The sequence below is a fragment of the Ruegeria sp. AD2(2025) genome (assembly GCF_056542385.1).
In genome coordinates, this window is record NZ_JBQFZS010000002.1 from 389,616 (window position 1) to 405,750 (window position 16,135).

The 16,135-nt window shown below is 62.1% G+C and carries 14 protein-coding genes; 7 read left to right on the top strand and 7 right to left on the bottom strand.

Going from position 1 to position 16,135, the window contains the following annotated elements:
* Positions 1-15: 15 nt before the first annotated feature.
* Together ACR1XV_RS07090 and ACR1XV_RS07095 are read right to left on the bottom strand one after the other, a co-directional pair.
* Positions 16-840, bottom strand: coding sequence for an arsenate reductase/protein-tyrosine-phosphatase family protein (locus tag ACR1XV_RS07090; RefSeq protein ID WP_480529701.1), 825 nt, complete (start codon positions 838-840; stop codon positions 16-18).
* A gap of 32 nt (positions 841-872) precedes the next feature.
* The gene (locus ACR1XV_RS07095; protein WP_480529703.1) at positions 873-2,687 is read right to left on the bottom strand and encodes an extracellular solute-binding protein; all 1,815 of its coding nucleotides are present in this window, start codon (positions 2,685-2,687) and stop codon (positions 873-875) included.
* 293 nt (positions 2,688-2,980) lie between these two features.
* Here ACR1XV_RS07095 and ACR1XV_RS07100 point away from each other — a divergent pair, with 293 nt between their 5' ends.
* Both ACR1XV_RS07100 and ACR1XV_RS07105 read left to right on the top strand, forming a co-directional pair.
* Complete coding sequence (locus tag ACR1XV_RS07100) at positions 2,981-3,754, top strand: 3-hydroxybutyrate dehydrogenase (protein ID WP_480529705.1); 774 nt, start codon at positions 2,981-2,983, stop codon at positions 3,752-3,754.
* Positions 3,755-3,818: 64 nt separating this feature from the next.
* A complete protein-coding gene (locus ACR1XV_RS07105; protein ID WP_480529706.1) occupies positions 3,819-4,844 on the top strand; it encodes a patatin-like phospholipase family protein in 1,026 nt (341 codons plus the stop codon).
* On the opposite strand, the gene ACR1XV_RS07110 is transcribed toward ACR1XV_RS07105, so the two are convergent.
* The 4 genes from ACR1XV_RS07110 to ACR1XV_RS07125 form a co-directional block, all read right to left on the bottom strand.
* Positions 4,845-5,522 (bottom strand): DUF502 domain-containing protein, encoded by a 678-nt coding sequence (locus tag ACR1XV_RS07110; protein WP_480529708.1) that lies wholly within the window; start codon positions 5,520-5,522, stop codon positions 4,845-4,847.
* Between the two features lie 72 nt (positions 5,523-5,594).
* Positions 5,595-6,503, bottom strand: coding sequence for a pseudouridine-5'-phosphate glycosidase (locus ACR1XV_RS07115; RefSeq protein ID WP_480529710.1), 909 nt, complete (start codon positions 6,501-6,503; stop codon positions 5,595-5,597).
* The gene (locus ACR1XV_RS07120; RefSeq protein WP_480529712.1) at positions 6,500-7,393 is read right to left on the bottom strand and encodes a PfkB family carbohydrate kinase; all 894 of its coding nucleotides are present in this window, start codon (positions 7,391-7,393) and stop codon (positions 6,500-6,502) included. Before ACR1XV_RS07120 ends, ACR1XV_RS07115 begins: the two co-directional genes overlap by 4 nt.
* 45 nt (positions 7,394-7,438) lie before the next feature.
* Positions 7,439-8,056 carry a thiamine phosphate synthase gene (locus ACR1XV_RS07125; protein WP_480529714.1) on the bottom strand — a complete coding sequence of 206 codons (618 nt, stop codon included), beginning with the start codon at positions 8,054-8,056 and terminating at the stop codon, positions 7,439-7,441.
* A 162-nt stretch (positions 8,057-8,218) separates the two neighbouring features.
* On the opposite strand from ACR1XV_RS07125, the gene ACR1XV_RS07130 reads away from it, so the two are divergent.
* The 4 genes from ACR1XV_RS07130 (at position 8,219) to ACR1XV_RS07145 (ending at position 12,900) form a co-directional block, all read left to right on the top strand.
* Positions 8,219-8,962 carry an RNA methyltransferase gene (locus ACR1XV_RS07130; RefSeq protein ID WP_480529715.1) on the top strand — a complete coding sequence of 248 codons (744 nt, stop codon included), beginning with the start codon at positions 8,219-8,221 and terminating at the stop codon, positions 8,960-8,962.
* Positions 8,963-9,023: 61 nt separating this feature from the next.
* Positions 9,024-10,166, top strand: a complete 1,143-nt coding sequence (gene ctaA / locus ACR1XV_RS07135) for a heme A synthase (protein ID WP_480529717.1) — start codon at positions 9,024-9,026, stop codon at positions 10,164-10,166.
* A gap of 5 nt (positions 10,167-10,171) precedes the next feature.
* The gene (locus ACR1XV_RS07140; protein WP_480529719.1) at positions 10,172-11,641 is read left to right on the top strand and encodes a carboxypeptidase M32; all 1,470 of its coding nucleotides are present in this window, start codon (positions 10,172-10,174) and stop codon (positions 11,639-11,641) included.
* 86 nt (positions 11,642-11,727) lie between these two features.
* Complete coding sequence (locus ACR1XV_RS07145) at positions 11,728-12,900, top strand: DsbA family protein (RefSeq protein WP_480529721.1); 1,173 nt, start codon at positions 11,728-11,730, stop codon at positions 12,898-12,900.
* Positions 12,901-12,945: 45 nt separating this feature from the next.
* Here ACR1XV_RS07145 and gyrA read toward each other — a convergent pair whose 3' ends face one another.
* Positions 12,946-15,672, bottom strand: a complete 2,727-nt coding sequence (gene gyrA / locus ACR1XV_RS07150; protein ID WP_480529723.1) for a DNA gyrase subunit A — start codon at positions 15,670-15,672, stop codon at positions 12,946-12,948.
* A 192-nt stretch (positions 15,673-15,864) separates the two neighbouring features.
* Between gyrA and ACR1XV_RS07155 the strand changes: the two genes are divergently transcribed.
* Complete coding sequence (locus ACR1XV_RS07155) at positions 15,865-16,134, top strand: usg protein (RefSeq protein ID WP_480529725.1); 270 nt, start codon at positions 15,865-15,867, stop codon at positions 16,132-16,134.
* Position 16,135: the final 1 nt, after the last annotated feature.

The window sequence follows — 16,135 nt, forward strand, 5'->3', positions numbered from 1 at the left end:
TGGGTTGGTCGCGGGTCACTCGGCCATGCGGCCAATATCGTCGACGTGATGTTGGAGCGAGATACGGTCGAGCGTTTCGAACGGAAGGCTCGCGAAGGCGGTGATACGGTTGCGCAAAAGGCCGTAGGCTTGCTGAAACGCCAGCTGCTTCTGCGCCTCGGTGCCCTCGGCCTTGACCGGGTCGGGCAGGCCCCAATGGGCGCTCATCGGCTGGCCGGGCCATGCGGGGCAGGCCTCATTCGCGGCGTGATCGCAGACGGTGAACACAAAGTCCATCTTTGGCGCGCCGTCGGCGGCGAACTCATCTACGGATTTCGAGCGCAGATCAGAGATGTCGTAGTCTTTCTGCTGCAGCAACTCCAACACGGTCGGGTTCGGCCCATCCGAGGGCGCGGTTCCGGCCGAGAAGGCGCGGATCATGCCGTTACCCGCGCTGTTCAGAATAGCCTCGGCCATGATCGAACGGGCCGAGTTGCCGGTGCAGATGAAGAGGGCATTCATAACGCGGTCTGGATTTGCCATCAAAGCGTCCTCGGACGGTTGCAGGCACAGATCGGGGCGGTTCTGACAGCATTCTCCCAGCAGGCCATCGAACAACCCCCGGACGGCGGGCAGGTTGGCCGTATACTGCAGCGACGTGCCTGCACGGGTCTGCTCGATCAGACCCGCGGCCTTAAGCGCATTGAGGTAGGTTGAGGTTGTATTCGGCTTCAGCGCCAGCGCCTCGGCAATCTGACCCGCCGGGACGGAATCCGGATAGCGGCGCATCAGCAGCCGGAACAGGTCCAGCCGTTTGGGATGCGCCAATGCGCCCAGTCTGTCATGAATCTCTATTTCCATAATTCATGAAATATGGAAATATAGGGTGTGCGTCAATCCTGATACCACCAGACCTGAGGCATATATTCCGGACCGTCGCCATAGATCGGCAGGGTTTCGGGCTGCTTCAGTTCCTTGGCATGGGCGATGCGCCCGACATCGAAGCTCCAGATCGGGATGACATAGCGCCCGGCGGTCAGAACCCGATCCAGCGCGCGGGTGGCGGCGACGAAATCCTCATGGCTTTCCGAGGCCAGCATCGCGTCAATCAGCCCGTCGACCGCGGGCGAGTCGACACCCATCAGGTTCCGTGTACCGGGCGTATCTGCATTCTCGCTGCCCCAATACAGCCGCTGTTCGTTGCCGGGTGACAGGGACAGGGCGCGGCGGAAGATGGTCATGTCGAAATCCAGCTCGGACGTGCGCCCAGTATATTGCGCGCTATCGACCTGTTCGATTGTCACCGCGATCCCCAGACGCTCCAGCGCGCGGGTGTAAATCTCCATCGCTGTCATGTTGTCGGTATCGCCCTGCGGCAGCAGGACGGTGATGGTAAACGGCTCACCCTTGTCATTGCGCAGGACGCCGTCCTGAATGGTCCAGCCGGCCTCGGCCAGCAGCTTTGTCGCTTCTCGGATATTGGCGCGGTTGCGGGCCGATCCGTCCCCTGCAGGCGGGCTGTAGCCTTCCAGCGTACCTGGCGGCAGATCGGCCGCGTAAGGTTCCAGCAGTTCCGCAACCCGGCCGGTGGCGGGCCCCGGCTGCATCGCCAGATCAGAGCCCGAGAAATACGAGGTGATCCGGGGCTGCGCGCCGCCGGTGATGGTGTCGTTGATGAACTCGAAATTGAAGGCCAGCGTCAGCGCCTCGCGCACGCGCCAGTCATTGAAGGGGGCCTTGCGGGTGTTCATGACATAGCCGGTCATGCCCGAGGGCTTACCGTGCGGGATCTCGGTTTTGACCACATCGCCCCGCTGGACGGCGGGGAAGTCGTACTGGGTGTCCCATTTGTCGGCGTTGAACTCGCGCACGGCGGTCAGTTCTCCGGCTTTGAAAGCCTCGAACAGGACGGTGCCGTCGCCGTAAAACTCGATCCGCATTTCATCGAGGTTCATGGTCCCCTTGCGGAACGGGATATCCGCGCCCCAATAGTCGGGGTTGCGGCGCAGGGTGACATAGCGCCCGGCCTCATAGTCATCGACAACATACGGTCCGCTGCCGATGGGAATGTCGTGCAGGGGGGCCTCGGCGAAGTCTTTTCCCTCCCACTGGGCTTTCTGCAGGATCGGGCGCATCCCGGCGATCAGTGCCAGTTCGCGGTCCGGTTCGTTGAAAGTGATCCGCACGCTGCGCGGGCCGGTCTGTTCGATGCTATCGATCTTGCCCCACAGCCCGCGATAGCGCAGGTGCCCTTCGGTGCCCAAAGTCTCATACGACCAGATCACATCGTCGATGGTGACGGGCGTTCCGTCCGAGAAAGCCGCGTTTTCACGGAGGGTAAATTCGACCCAGGACCGGTCATCTGCAGTCTCAACTGATTCGGCTAACAACCCGTAAAGAGTGAAAGGTTCGTCCCAGGACCGGCCCATCAGGCTTTCATGGGTCCAAAATCGCAACTGCCAGGGTGGGGTGCCTTTTTGCACAAATGGGTTAAGGCTGTTATAGCCGCCGGTGTTTCCGAATACGACTTTGCCGCCTTTGGGTGCATCCGCATTTGCATAGGGCAGCGACACAAAATCCGGTGGTAGGGCCGGGTCACCATACATAGCTATGCCATGAGCCGATTCTGCCGACGCCCAAGAGGCGGCAAAAACGCAGGTGATTCCGGCAATCACGGGACGAAGCGGGCGGAGATAATCGGGGCTCATTTTGGAAACAATCCTGCTCTGGCCTTATTTTGTTTGGGATTCACCGTAGCCATGATTTTTCATATTATCAAACTTTTAGCTTGGACGAAGGCGCAGAATTGCTTATAAAGGTGCCACTGCTCGATAGGTTTCTTGCCTGTATGAAACCTGCCTCAATAACTTAACGCCCGCTTCGTGCGGGCGTTTTTTTATGCAGATTTTGTCTGGGAAACAGACCCGCGCTCATTCCCCGTTTTCTTTGCAGGTGCAGCATGGCACTGTGGCGGCGAAACGAAACATTGAGGGACAGCGTCATGAGTCTGGCAGGCAAGACAGCCGTTATTACGGGATCGAATTCGGGGATCGGCTTGGGCATCGCGCGCGAACTGGCAAAGGCCGGGGCGGATGTGGTGTTGAACTCTTTCACCGACCGGGACGAGGATCACGCGCTGGCCGCCGAGATCGGACAGGAGACGGGGACCAAGGCACGTTACATCAAGGCGGATATGTCAAAGGGCGATGAATGCCGCGCGCTGATCGAGCAGGCGGGGGCTTGCGATATTCTGGTGAATAATGCGGGCATTCAGCATGTTGCGCCCGTCGATCAGTTTCCGGTCGACAAATGGGATGCGATTATCGCGATCAACATGAACTCGGCCTTTCATACCATGGCGGCGGCGCTGCCGATGATGCGGCAAGCCGGATGGGGACGGATCGTGAATATTGCCTCGGCCCACGGCTTGACGGCCTCGCCCTTCAAGGCGGCCTATATCGCGGCCAAGCATGGCGTTGTGGGCATGACCAAGAGCGTCGCACTGGAGACCGCGCAAGAGCCGATCACCTGCAATGCGATCTGTCCGGGTTATGTCCTGACACCTTTGATCGATTCCCAGATTCCTAACACGATGAAAGAATACAACATGACCAGAGAAGAGGTCATAAAGAACGTCTTGCTGGAGCGGCAGCCCTCGAAGGAGTTCGCGACAATCGAACAATTGGGCGGAACCACCATTTTCCTGTGTTCGGATGCTGCAGCGCAGATCACCGGGACGACGATTTCGGTCGATGGGGGATGGACGGCGCTTTAGGTCATCGTGGGGGCTCTGCCCCCATACCCCCGAAGTATTTTTGAACAGAAGAAGGGCTTGGGCCGTGAAGAGGATCAATCTGGCGCTGCAGGGCGGTGGGGCGCATGGGGCGTTTACCTGGGGGGTGCTGGACCGGCTGCTGGATGAAGAGGATATCGAGGTTGCGGCGATCACCGGGACCTCGGCCGGGGCGCTGAACGGGGCGGCGTTCAAGTCGGGGATGGTGCGGGACGGGCGTGCTGGTGCGCGTGAATGTCTCGATGGTTTGTGGCGGCGCATGGGGTCGGTGGAGGACGCGCGTATCGGCGACTGGATGCGTGGGATCGAGCCCGGCCATATCGCGCGGGCGCTGGAGTATTCTTGGCCGGTCGCAATGGCCGAGGCGTGGTCGCGGCTGGTGTCGCCCTATGCCTATGGGCCGTTTTATCGCAACCCCCTGGCCTCGGTTGTGGATCGGTTCAACTTTGATGAAATCTGCACCGAGGAAGGGCCCGCGCTATTTGTCTGTGCGACCTGTGTGCGCAGCGGCAAGATAAGGGTCTTCACCGGGGGCGAGATTTCGACGGATGCGATTCTGGCCTCGGCCTGTTTGCCGAACCTGTTTCAGGCGGTTGAAATCCATGATCCCAAATCGGGTCGGACCGAGGCCTATTGGGATGGTGGTTATACCGGGAACCCGGCGCTGTATCCGTTGTTCAATGGGGGACTGCCGGATGATGTGGTGATCGTGAACATCAATCCGCTGGAACGGGACGAGGTGCCCAAGACCCCGCAGCAGATTCAAAACCGGATCAATGAGATCAGCTTTAATTCATCGCTGTTTCGCGAGTTGCGGGCGATCAGCTTCGTGCAGCGTTTGCTGGCCGAAGGCAAGCTGAAAGCGGGGGAAATGAGCCGGGTTCTGGTGCATATGATCGCCGATGACGCGCTGATGAACGACCTGTCGGCTGTGACCAAGACCGTGCCGAACCCGGTGGTGCTGAACCGGTTGAAGCAGGCCGGGCAGGCGGCGGCGCATCAGTTCCTGCGCGATCACAAATCCGATCTGGGTGCGCGCAGCACGGTCGATCTGCCGGCGATGTTCGGGTGATTACTCGGGCGGCTGGGTCGGGTCTTTTTCGTTCGGATAAACCAGCCCGGCGGAAATCACCAGCTTGGCGGCCTCTTCGATGGTCATGTCCAGCAGGATGACATCCTCGGCCGGGAAGAACAGCAGAAAGCCCGATGTGGGGTTCGGTGTGGTGGGAACAAAGACGCCCAGTAACTCGCCCCCGGTTTCGGCGCGCTGGCTGACCTCGCCCTTGGCGGTGGTCGAGACAAAGCCGATGGCCCAGATGCCCCGGCGCGGGTATTGGATCAGGCAGGCCTTTTCAAAGGACCGCTCGGTCTGGGCGAAAACCGTTTCCGATATCTGTTTGATCCCGGAATAGACTGACCGTACGACCGGCATCCGGTCGACCACGCTTTCGGCGAAGTGGATCAGCGAGCGGCCGAGGATGCCCTTGGCCACCCAGCCGACGATGATGGTGAAGATCAGGAAGATGACCACGCCCACGCCGCGCAGGTTGATGCCCACATATTCCGAAGGTTGGAACTGCTGCGGGATCAGGGGCAGGACAGCGCTGTCGATCCAGCCGACCACGGACCAGATCAGCCAGATCGTCAACCAGACCGGCGCAATGACGACAATCCCGGTCAGAAACGACGCCCGCAGGCCCGAGAGCAGGCCCGGGCGGCGGTGTGGTTCTTCGTCAAAGGGTGTGTTCATCGCTGTTCCGAGTGGCTTGCCCGTGTAGTTAGGCAGTTTTTCGTGCCGTTACAATAGGCTGACGCGGCTGTGTCAAACGGTTGTCAACGCCTGTGCAATCCCGGCGGCCAGCCGGGCATTATTGCGCACCAGCGCGACATTGGCCGTCAGCGACCGGCCCTCGGTCTGTTCAAAGATGCGCTGCAGCAAATAAGGTGTCACGCCTTTGCCGGTGATGCGGTGCGCCTCGGCATCGGCCTGCGCGGCGGCGATGATCGGGGCCATCTCGGCAGCAGGGATCTCGTCGGTGGCAGGGATCGGGTTGGCGACCAGTTGCCCTCCGGGCAGGCCCAGGGCGCGGCGGGTGGCGTGGGCGCGGGCGATCTGATCGGCGCTGTCCATGCGTAGCGGTGCGTCATGGGGCGACTTGGCGGACCAGAAGGCGGGGAATTGATCCTGTCCATGGGCGATGACGGGGACGCCCAGTGTTTCCAGAACCTCGAGCGTTTTGGCAAGGTCGAGGATCGCCTTGGCCCCCGCAGCAACCACCGTGACCGGCGTTTGCGCCAGCTCGTGCAGGTCGGCGGAGATGTCGAACGAGGTCTCGGCCCCCTGGTGCACACCGCCGATGCCTCCGGTGGCGAAGACCTCGATCCCGGCGCAATGGGCCGCGATCATCGTGGCGGCCACGGTGGTTGCCCCGGTGCCGCCCGTCGCGATGCAGGCGGCCATATCTGCGCGTGAGAGTTTGGCGACGCCCTGCGCCTGACCCAGATCGGTCAGTTGTTGTGGCTCTAACCCCACATGCAGCTTGCCCGCGATCACGGCGATGGTCGCGGGGGTCGCGCCGGCGTCGCGGATGTCCTGTTCGACCTGTGCGGCGACCTCGATGTTCTGAGGGTAGGGCATACCATGGGTAATGATGGTGCTTTCCAGCGCCACGATGGGTTGGCCTGCGTCTTTGGCGGCGCGGACCTCGGCGGAATAGTGGATGTCGATCACAGGGGGGTCTCTCCGGAAACGTAGGTTGCGGCGGCGTGCAGGGCGCGGGTCAGGGCCTGTTCGGTGTCGGCCCCGGCGGCCTCGGACGCGATATGCGCCGCCATGAACGTGTCGCCCGCGCCGGTCACACGCGTGACCAGAACGGACGGAGGTGTCTGGGTCAGAACGCCATCCGCGCTGCCGATGGTGGCCGAATTGCCGCCATCGGTCACCAGCGCCCGCAGCGCGCCGCGGTCCAGCAGGCCCTTGGCGGCGGATTCGGAATCCGCAAACTCGCGCTGGCACAAGATGCCGGCCTCTTCGAGATTCACGTAAAGCGTCGCGCGGGCGTGTTTGAGAATGGGCAGCAGCCGTTCGGCCTTGCCGGGCGAGGCCGGGGCCACGCGCAGGTCTGCGCGGGCAAAGGCGGGGCTTTGGGCGATTTCTTCCAGCAGGTTCAGCGTCAGGTTGCCGTCCAGCGCGATGAGACCCTGAAACGGAGCGGTGTCGCTGCCCAGCGGGCCATGCACCAGCGGGTTGAGAATCTTCGCTCCTGCCGCTTCCAGCGAGTGCGCGTCGGCGATGGCCGCGATCAGGCCGTTTGCGCCCTCGACAGCCATGTAGCGGTCGGTGGGCAGGTCCTGCGAGCGATAGATATGGTCCGTGACCATACCCAGCCGGGCGCAGGATTGGATCAGTTCGTCTCCGTCCGCATCGCTGCCAATGGCGGTCAGCAGGGTTGGTGTCATGCCGAACCGGATCAGCGTCATGGCGATGTTCATGGCCACGCCGCCGGGCAGGCGGGTGATGCGGCCCGGAACGTCCGAGCCCTGCCGCATGGCGCTGGCCGACCGACCGATGATGTCCCACAGGACCGAGCCGATACACAGGATTTCGCTGTTCTGAGTCATGCGCGTGTCATGCCGCAGCCCCGGCGCAGGTGCAAGGGCGAAGGCTCAGATCGCGTCGGTCAGGGTTTTCAGCGCGGCCAACGGGTCGTCCTGCGACCAGATCTCGGCCCCGATGCCGAAGAAATCGGTGCAGGGGCTCAAGTCGCGGATCAGGTTGGGGGTCAACCCGCCTTCGGCCACGACGGGGACCTCGATCATCTCGGACCACCATTGAAACAGGTCTTTCTCGGCCTGCGTGCCGTCGCCCAGCGCCGACGCGCCGACCGGGCCGAAGGCGACGTAATCCACGCCTGCCTCGCCCGCGGTCATGCCGTCATGGCTGGAGGCCCCGCAAAAGCTGCCGACAATGGCGTCCGCGCCCAGTTCCTTGCGCGCCGCCCGGACCGAGCGCGCCGCATCATCCAGATGCACCCCGTCCAGCCCCAGCCGCTGCGCCAGCAGAACGTGGTTCGAGATCACCAGCGCCACATCGCGCGCATGGGCCACCTCGCGGCAGGCATCGGCGGCGCGGGCGATGGTGTCCTCGTCGCTGCCTGCCAGCGCAAGGCGGATGCAGGCGATCTCGGCCCCGTCCAGGACGCGAGCCAGTTGATCCGGGAAGGTGCTGAGCGCGATGGTCGGCGGGGTGATCAGGTAAATCTGCGGCTGCTCGGGGGTGTCCATGGCGCGTCCTTTGGGTGTTCCGTCTTGGGCGCGGTTTAGCGGATTGGGCGGGGGAAGCAAACTTTTATGCCTCCGGCGGAAGTATTTGGGAACAGAAGAAGGGATCGGGTTGCTCTGACACGGCAAGCGGATTAGAGCGGGCAAGCGTTTTCGGAGACAGCCATGCTCAGCGATATATCCCAGCCGTCTTTTGTGCTTGTGCGCCCGCAGATGGGCGAGAACATCGGAGCCGCGGCGCGGGCGATGTGGAATTTCGGGCTGGACCGGATGCGGATCGTGGCCCCTCGGGATGGGTGGCCCAACCCCAAGGCGGTGGCGATGTCGAGCGGGGCGGGGCGGCTGCTGGACGAGGCGCAGCTGTTCGATGATCTGGCAGGGGCGCTGGGGGATCGGACCTATGTCTTTGCGACCACCGCGCGCCAGCGTGGGCTGACCAAGCCGGTCTACAGCCCCGAACGCGCCATGCAGATCGCCGCCGAAAAGGTGGCGGCGGGCGAAAAGGTCGCCGTGCTGTTCGGCCCCGAACGCGCGGGGCTTGAGAATGAGGATATCGCCAAGGCCAATGCCATCATCTCGGTCCCGGTGAACCCCGAATACGCGTCGCTGAACCTTGGGCAATGCGTTTTGCTGACGGCCTATGAATGGATGCGCCAGACCGGGGATGTGGTGCATGAGGCGACCGATCTGGGCAAGGGCGACTGGGCCACGGGGATCGAGGTCGAGAAACTGGTCGAACATTACGAAGATCGGTTGGAGGAGGCCGGGTTCTTCTATCCCCCTGAAAAGGCCGAGGGGATGAAGACCAACCTGCGCAATCTGTGGTCCCGGATGCGGATGACACGGGCCGATGTGCAGATGTTGCACGGGGTCATGCGGCAGATGGTCCGCTGGAAGGACAAGGGCTGAGGCTGGACCTTGGCCCCCGGTGGCCCTAGCTTGCGACGAAATTCAAAGGCATGAGGACAGCATGAGCGGCAAGCGCAGCATCTTCGAAGAGGTCTCGGACACCGAAAAGCAGACCGCCCAGCCCGGCATGATCGATCGGGGGCGCAAGGGCGCGCGCGGGGCCATTCGGATATGGCTGATGGCGCTGTTCGCACTGGTCGTCATCATGATCGCCGTGGGCGGGCTGACCCGGCTGACCGATAGCGGGTTGTCGATCACCGAATGGCGACCGATCACCGGCGCGCTGCCGCCAATGTCCGAGGCGGACTGGCAGGCCGAGTTCGACAAATACAAGCAGATCGACCAGTGGCGCATTCAGAATCAGTGGATGGAGCTGGACGATTTCAAAACGATCTATTGGTGGGAATGGGGGCACCGGCAGCTTGGCCGCGTGATCGGCCTTGTCTGGGCGGTCGGGTTCTTTGGCTTTCTTGCCGCGCGTCAGATTCCTGTGGGTTGGACCGGTCGTCTGTTGATCCCCGGCGTGCTGGGCGGTGTGCAGGGAGCCGTCGGCTGGTGGATGGTCGCCTCGGGCGTGACGCAGGGCGAGGGGATGACCGCCGTGGCCAGCTATCGTCTGGCGGTGCATCTTGGGCTGGCATTTGTGATCCTTGGCTACCTTGCGTGGTACATCTTCATGCTGGGCCGCGAAGAACGCGATCTGATGCAGGCCCGCCGCGCGAAAGAGGCCAAGCTGTTTTCGCTTTCGACCGGCCTGATGCATTTCGCCTTTTTGCAAATACTCATCGGCGCGCTGGTTGCCGGAATTGACGCCGGTCGATCCTATACCGACTGGCCGCTGATCGGCGGGCAGTTGCTGCCGCCCGACGCCACGATGCTGGAACCCATGTGGCGCAACTTCTTCGAAAGCCCCGGTCTGGTGCAGTTCATTCACCGCTGCGCAGGTTATCTGCTGCTGGCCTTCGGCATCGTCGTCTGGCGGCGTGGCAGCGGCAGCGCCCATCCGCAGACGCGGTTTGCCTTCAACGCCGCCTTTGCCGCCCTGTCGCTGCAGGTCGTCGTCGGCATCATGACGGTGATTTACGCCGCACCGTGGCCGATTGCCATCTTCCACCAATTCCTGGCCGTAGTGGTCTGGACGCTGATCCTGCGCGCCCGGTTCCTGACGGCATACCCCATAGCAACCTCTGTGCGCGGAGCATGACCCGGATGACAGCTTTTGACGACCTGATGGCCTTTCAACGTGAAACCTCGGCGCTTGGCCAGATCGCCGGGCGGCTGGGCTGGGATCAAGAGACGATGATGCCCCGGGGGGCCGCCCCACAGCGGGCCGAGGAGATGGCCGCGATCGAGGCCGTTCTACACGCCCGTCGATCCGACCCGCGCGTGGCCGAGTGGCTGGACAAGGCCGAGCCCGCAACCGACGCCGACGCAGCACAGCTGCGTGAAATTCGCCGGTCCTATGACCGCACCATCAAGGTGCCCGCCGATCTGGCCAAAGCCATCGCGCGGGTAACCTCGGCGGCGCAGGGCAAATGGGCCCAGGCCCGCGCGGACGAGGACGTGGCCGCCTTTCTGCCCGTTCTGGACGAGGTTGTTGCCCTGAAACGCGAAGAGGGGGCCGCGTTGGCGCAGGGCGGAGACATCTATGACGCGATGGTCGAGGATTATGAGCCCTACACGACCGGAGCGCAGATCGCCGCGATCTTCGATGCTATGCGCCCGCGTCTGGTCGCCCTACGTGCAGCGGTTCTGGACCGGCCCGCGCCGCAAGCCCTGTCAGGCACATTCGACGAACTGACCCAGATGCGCCTGTCGCAGAAACTGGCCGAGACCTTCGGCTATGACCTGCGCCACGGGCGCTTGGACAAGGCCGTTCATCCATTCAGCTCCGGCAGCGGTCTGGATGTGCGCATCACCACCCGGACCAGTGAGACAGACCCGTTCAATTGCTTCTATTCCACCATTCACGAGGTCGGCCACGCCGCCTATGAACAGGGCATCGATCCGGCCTATGTGCTGACCCCGCTGGGCTGCGGGGTATCGATGGGTGTGCATGAAAGCCAAAGCCGTATCTACGAAAACCAGCTGGGCCGGTCGCGGGCCTTTACCGGATGGCTCTATGACCAGATGACCGAGGCGTTTGGCGACTTTGGGATCACGGATGCGGATGCGTTCTATGCCACGGTCAACAATGTCCACAACGGCTATATCCGCACCGAGGCGGATGAGGTGCAGTATAACCTCCACATCATGCTGCGCTTTGATCTCGAACGCGCCCTGATGGCCGGGGACCTGCAGGTCAAAGATCTTGAGGCGGCGTGGAACGACCGGTTCAAGGCCGATTTCGGCTATGCGGTCGACAAGCCGTCGAATGGATGCCTGCAGGATGTGCACTGGTCGGTGGGCTTGTTTGGCTATTTCCCGACCTATTCGCTGGGCAATGTCTATGCCGGATGCCTGTATCAGGCACTTCGTACCGCGGTGCCGGGGCTGGATGGGCAACTGGCGCAGGGCGATACCTCAGGGGCGACCGGCTGGCTGCGCGAGACGGTGCAGCAGCACGGGGGGCTCTACGCCCCGCGTGAAATCATTGAACGCGCCAGCGGGGTCAAGCCGGGGCCCGAGCCTTTGCTGGCTTATCTGGAAAGCAAGTTCGGCGATCTTTACGGGCTCTAGGCCGACGGGTCACTTTACCGTCAGGCCGCTGGGCTTTGTCAGCGGTCCGGGTAATCTGGCGGCAAATAACCCGCCGGAGCAGTGCATTGTCCTTTGACCGCCACATCAAATCCCGCATCGCCGAGGTGCTGACCGGGCGCACCCTTCTGAGCGCCCGCAGGCAGGCTCACGCGATCAGGCACCGGTTGCGGGGCGGGGCGCATGTGGTGCATTATTTCCATGACGCAGCGGACCCGTATTGCCACTTGACTGCGCAGGTTTTGCAACGGTTTCAGGACAGATATGCGGTCGAGTTGAGGCCTCATCTCATTTCGCGCCCGCCGCCGCAGGCGTTACCTGATCCGGACGCGTTTTATCGCAACGCTCAGATTGATGCTGCCCGGCTGGCGCACAAGCTAGGCCTGGAACCGCCACAGAGTGCGGCCGATGTTCATGCGCAGGCGGCAGGCCTCGGGATCGAGATCGCCGATCTGCCAGCGACCAAACACGCCGGAGACCGCAAGCTTGCCGCGTTGGGTCACTATCAGGGCGGCACGTTTTATTACGCCGGGGAATGGTATTGGGGCGTCGACCGTCTGCATTACCTTGAGGCGCGGTTGCAGCGCGCGGGACTTGGCACGCCATCGCCCTTCCTTGCACCGGTGCCGCAGCTGCGCACCGATCCTGCAGATGCCGCCGGCGCAGAGGTCGAGGTCTTTTTGTCTTTCCGCAGCCCTTATTCCTATCTGGCCTTCGAGCGGGTCGTGGATATGGCCCGCCGTCACAATGCACGGCTGACCGTGCGCCCGGTTCTGCCGATGCTGATGCGCGGCTTGCCGGTTCCCAAGCTGAAATCCTCGTACATTCTTCAGGATTGCGCGCGCGAGGCGCGGCGTCTGAATGTTCCCTTCGGGCGCATTTGTGATCCGCTCGGCACTGGGGTCGAGCGGGGATATGCCCTGCTGAACTATGCCGAGGAGCAGGAGCGCTTGCCCGAGTTCTGCGCGGCGTTCATGCGCTCTGTCTGGTCCAAGGGGGTCGACGCGGCTACGGATCGGGGCTTGGCGGAGATCGTTGGGCAGGCGGGCCTGGATTGGAGTAAGGCACGGCGTGGCTCCGAAAAGACCACATGGCGCAACCGCATCGAGGTCAATCAGGCGCGGCTGACCGATATCGGGCTGTGGGGCGTGCCCAGTTTTCGGGTGCGGGGGCAGAGCATCTGGGGGCAGGATCGGCTATGGGCGGTCGAGGACGCGTTGCTTGGCCCCGAATGGAAATGAGCGCCGCAGGACATGCGACGCTCGGTATTCTCTTGACCGAAGGCCTTATTCTTCGGCTTCGTCGTCCGCGCCCTGATCTGCAATCCACGCGACGCTGACCACTTCTTCGCCCTTACCGGTATTGAACACCTTGACGCCACCGGCGCTGCGCGAGCGGAAGGATATCCCATCAACGGGCACTCGGATCGACTGGCCTTTGGACGTGGCCAGCATGATCTGATCGTCGATCTCGACCGGGAACGAGGCCACCAGTTCGCCGCCCCGCATCGCCTTGTCCATTGCCGCCACACCCATGCCGCCACGTCCGCGGACGGGGTAGTCATGGCTTGAACTCAGCTTGCCCGCACCGCCCGACGTGATGGTCAGGATCAGGTTCTCGGCCGCCGACATCTCGGCATAGCGTTCCTGGGTGATCGTGCCGGGGGTGCCTTCATCCTCATCCGTTTCTCCGTCATCGGCGATACCGGCCACGGCACGACGCATCTTGAGATAAGCGGCGCGCTCATCCGACCCAGCCTCGAAATGACGGATGACGGACATCGAGACCACGCGGTCGCCATTGGTCAGCCTGATACCACGAACACCGGTGGATTCGCGCGAGTTGAACACGCGCACATCGGTGGTGCGGAAGCGGATCGCACGGCCCGAATTGGTCACCAGCATCACGTCTTCGTCTTCCGAGCAGATGCGGGCGTTTACCAGTTCCACGTCCTCGGGCAGTTTCATGGCGATCTTGCCGTTGCGGCGGACATTGGTGAAATCCGACAGGCGGTTACGCCGCACGTCGCCCGCGCTGGTGGCGAAGACGATCTGCAAGTTCTCCCACTCTTCATCCGGCACATCGACGGGCATGATCGCAGCGATGGAAACGCCGGTCGGGATCGGCAGGATGTTGACGATGGCCTTGCCTTTGCCGGTGCGGCTGGATTGCGGCAGTCGCCAGGTCTTGAGCTTGTAGACCATGCCTTCGGTGGTGAAGAACAGCAGTTGGGTATGGGTGTTGGCGACGAAGAGGTTGGTGACAACATCCTCTTCCTTGGTCTGCATCCCCGACAGGCCCTTGCCGCCGCGCTTCTGAGCGCGGAAATCGGCCAGTGGCGTACGCTTGATGTAACCGCCAGATGTCACGGTCACGACCATATCTTCACGCTCGATCAGGTCCTCATCTTCCATGTCACCGGACCAGTCGACAATCTCGGTGCGACGGGGCACGGCGAATTGGTCGCGGACTTCGCGCAACTCATCACCGATAATCGACATGATGCGTTCGCGCGAGGACAGAATATCGAGGTATTCCTTGATCTTGGCGGCCAGTTGTTCCAGCTCGTCCGTGACCTCTTTGACACCCAGTTGCGTCAGCCGCTGCAGACGCAGTTCCAAGATTGCGCGGGCCTGAACCTCGGTCAGGTTATAGGTGCCGTCGTCGTTCATCTTGGACAGAGGATCGTCGATCAGGCGCAGATAGCCTTCGATCTCGGCCGCAGGCCAGCGGCGGGTCATCAGTTTCTCGCGCGCCTCGGCGGCGTCGGCGGATGAACGGATCGTTGCAACCACTTCGTCCACGTTCGAGACCGCCACGGCCAGACCACATAGGATGTGGCTACGCTCGCGCGCCTTGCGCAGGTCATAGGCGGTGCGACGGGCAACGACATCCTCGCGGAAGTCGATGAACGAGGTCAGGAAGCGGCGCAGCGTCAACTGCTCGGGCCGGCCACCATTCAGGGCCAGCATGTTGCAGCCGAACGAGGTTTGCATCGGCGAGAACCGATAAAGCTGGTTCAGCACCACCTCGGGCGTTGCGTCGCGTTTCAGTTCCACAACCACGCGCACGCCGTTCCGGTCGGATTCGTCCTGTACGTGGGCGACACCTTCGATGCGTTTTTCACGCACCGCTTCGGCGATCTTTTCGATCATCGAGGCTTTGTTCACCTGATAGGGGATCTCATCCACCACAATCGCATATCGGTCGCGGCGGATTTCTTCCACGCGGGTCTTGGCGCGGATGATGACGCTGCCGCGCCCCTCAAGATAGGCCTTGCGCGCGCCCGAACGGCCCAGCATGACGCCTCCGGTCGGAAAATCTGGGCCGGGGACGTATTCGATCAACTGCTCGGACGTCAGGTCCGGGTCGTCGATCAGCGCCAGAGTGGCGTCGACCACCTCACCCAGATTGTGCGGAGGGATATTCGTGGCCATACCCACGGCGATACCACCGGCGCCATTGACCAGCATGTTCGGGAATCGGGCGGGCAGGACGGTTGGTTCCTGATCCTTGCCGTCATAGTTGTCCTGAAAATCGACCGTTTCTTTTTCGATATCGGCCAGCAGGGCGGCGGCGGGTTTGTCCATCCGCACTTCGGTATACCGCATCGCCGCCGGGTTATCGCCATCCATCGAGCCAAAGTTGCCCTGACCATCCAGCAGCGGCAGCGACATCGAGAAATCCTGCGCCATCCGCACCAGCGCGTCGTAGATCGCGCTGTCGCCGTGCGGGTGGTATTTACCCATCACATCGCCGACCGGACGGGCCGATTTGCGGTATGCCTTGTCATGCGTGTTGCCGGTTTCGTGCATCGCGTACAGGATGCGCCGATGTACCGGCTTGAGCCCGTCGCGCAGATCGGGGATCGCGCGGGAGACGATGACCGACATTGCATAGTCCAGATAGGACGTGCGCATCTCGGATTCGATGGACACCGTCGGACCGTCGTAAACAGGGCGCTCGGGTGGGGTTTCATCCATGTTTTCAGGAATTTCTGGCGTATCGCTCACGTAAACTGCCCGTGTCTTGTTTTGGGTCTATATCTTGTGGATGCACTCTATCAGACCCGGCATATAAGGTGCAAGCAAGCTAATCATTTCGCTGAAAATACCGCGGTAACACGGGGGTAACACTTTGTTATCGCAGAATTTGGAAGGTTCCGTGTTACCCTAAAGAGACCTTGCAAGAAATTGGAGGTCTGCATGGCGCAAAGTGAAACAGAGTTAATGCTTAAGGGATACGGGCTGACGACGGCGGAATTCTTCTATCACATGCCCGACTATATTCATGTTCTGAACACGTTTATCTGGCAGGAATACGACCTTGCCCCGGATCATCCGAAACTGTTCAAATTCATCGAGTTCTGGCAGCGCGAGATCGAAGGCCCGCTGCATTCGGTGAAATTCACCCACCGCAAGATGATCGCCCCCGGCGAGTGGCGTAACATGGTGGGCGAGTTCCGGGTGAACTAGG

What these genes read in the sequence shown, in the direction of transcription:
- ACR1XV_RS07155 (WP_480529725.1), top strand. Translation starts at nt 15,865, where the DNA reads ATGGCGCAAAGTGAAACAGAGTTAATGCTTAAGGGATACGGGCTGACG.
- ACR1XV_RS07125 (WP_480529714.1), bottom strand. Translation starts at nt 8,056, where the DNA reads ATGGACACCCCCGAGCAGCCGCAGATTTACCTGATCACCCCGCCGACC.
- ACR1XV_RS07095 (WP_480529703.1), bottom strand. Translation starts at nt 2,687, where the DNA reads ATGAGCCCCGATTATCTCCGCCCGCTTCGTCCCGTGATTGCCGGAATC.
- ACR1XV_RS07110 (WP_480529708.1), bottom strand. Translation starts at nt 5,522, where the DNA reads ATGAACACACCCTTTGACGAAGAACCACACCGCCGCCCGGGCCTGCTC.
- ACR1XV_RS07120 (WP_480529712.1), bottom strand. Translation starts at nt 7,393, where the DNA reads ATGACTCAGAACAGCGAAATCCTGTGTATCGGCTCGGTCCTGTGGGAC.
- ACR1XV_RS07090 (WP_480529701.1), bottom strand. Translation starts at nt 840, where the DNA reads ATGGAAATAGAGATTCATGACAGACTGGGCGCATTGGCGCATCCCAAA.
- ACR1XV_RS07100 (WP_480529705.1), top strand. Translation starts at nt 2,981, where the DNA reads ATGAGTCTGGCAGGCAAGACAGCCGTTATTACGGGATCGAATTCGGGG.
- ACR1XV_RS07140 (WP_480529719.1), top strand. Translation starts at nt 10,172, where the DNA reads ATGACAGCTTTTGACGACCTGATGGCCTTTCAACGTGAAACCTCGGCG.
- ACR1XV_RS07130 (WP_480529715.1), top strand. Translation starts at nt 8,219, where the DNA reads ATGCTCAGCGATATATCCCAGCCGTCTTTTGTGCTTGTGCGCCCGCAG.
- ctaA (WP_480529717.1), top strand. Translation starts at nt 9,024, where the DNA reads ATGAGCGGCAAGCGCAGCATCTTCGAAGAGGTCTCGGACACCGAAAAG.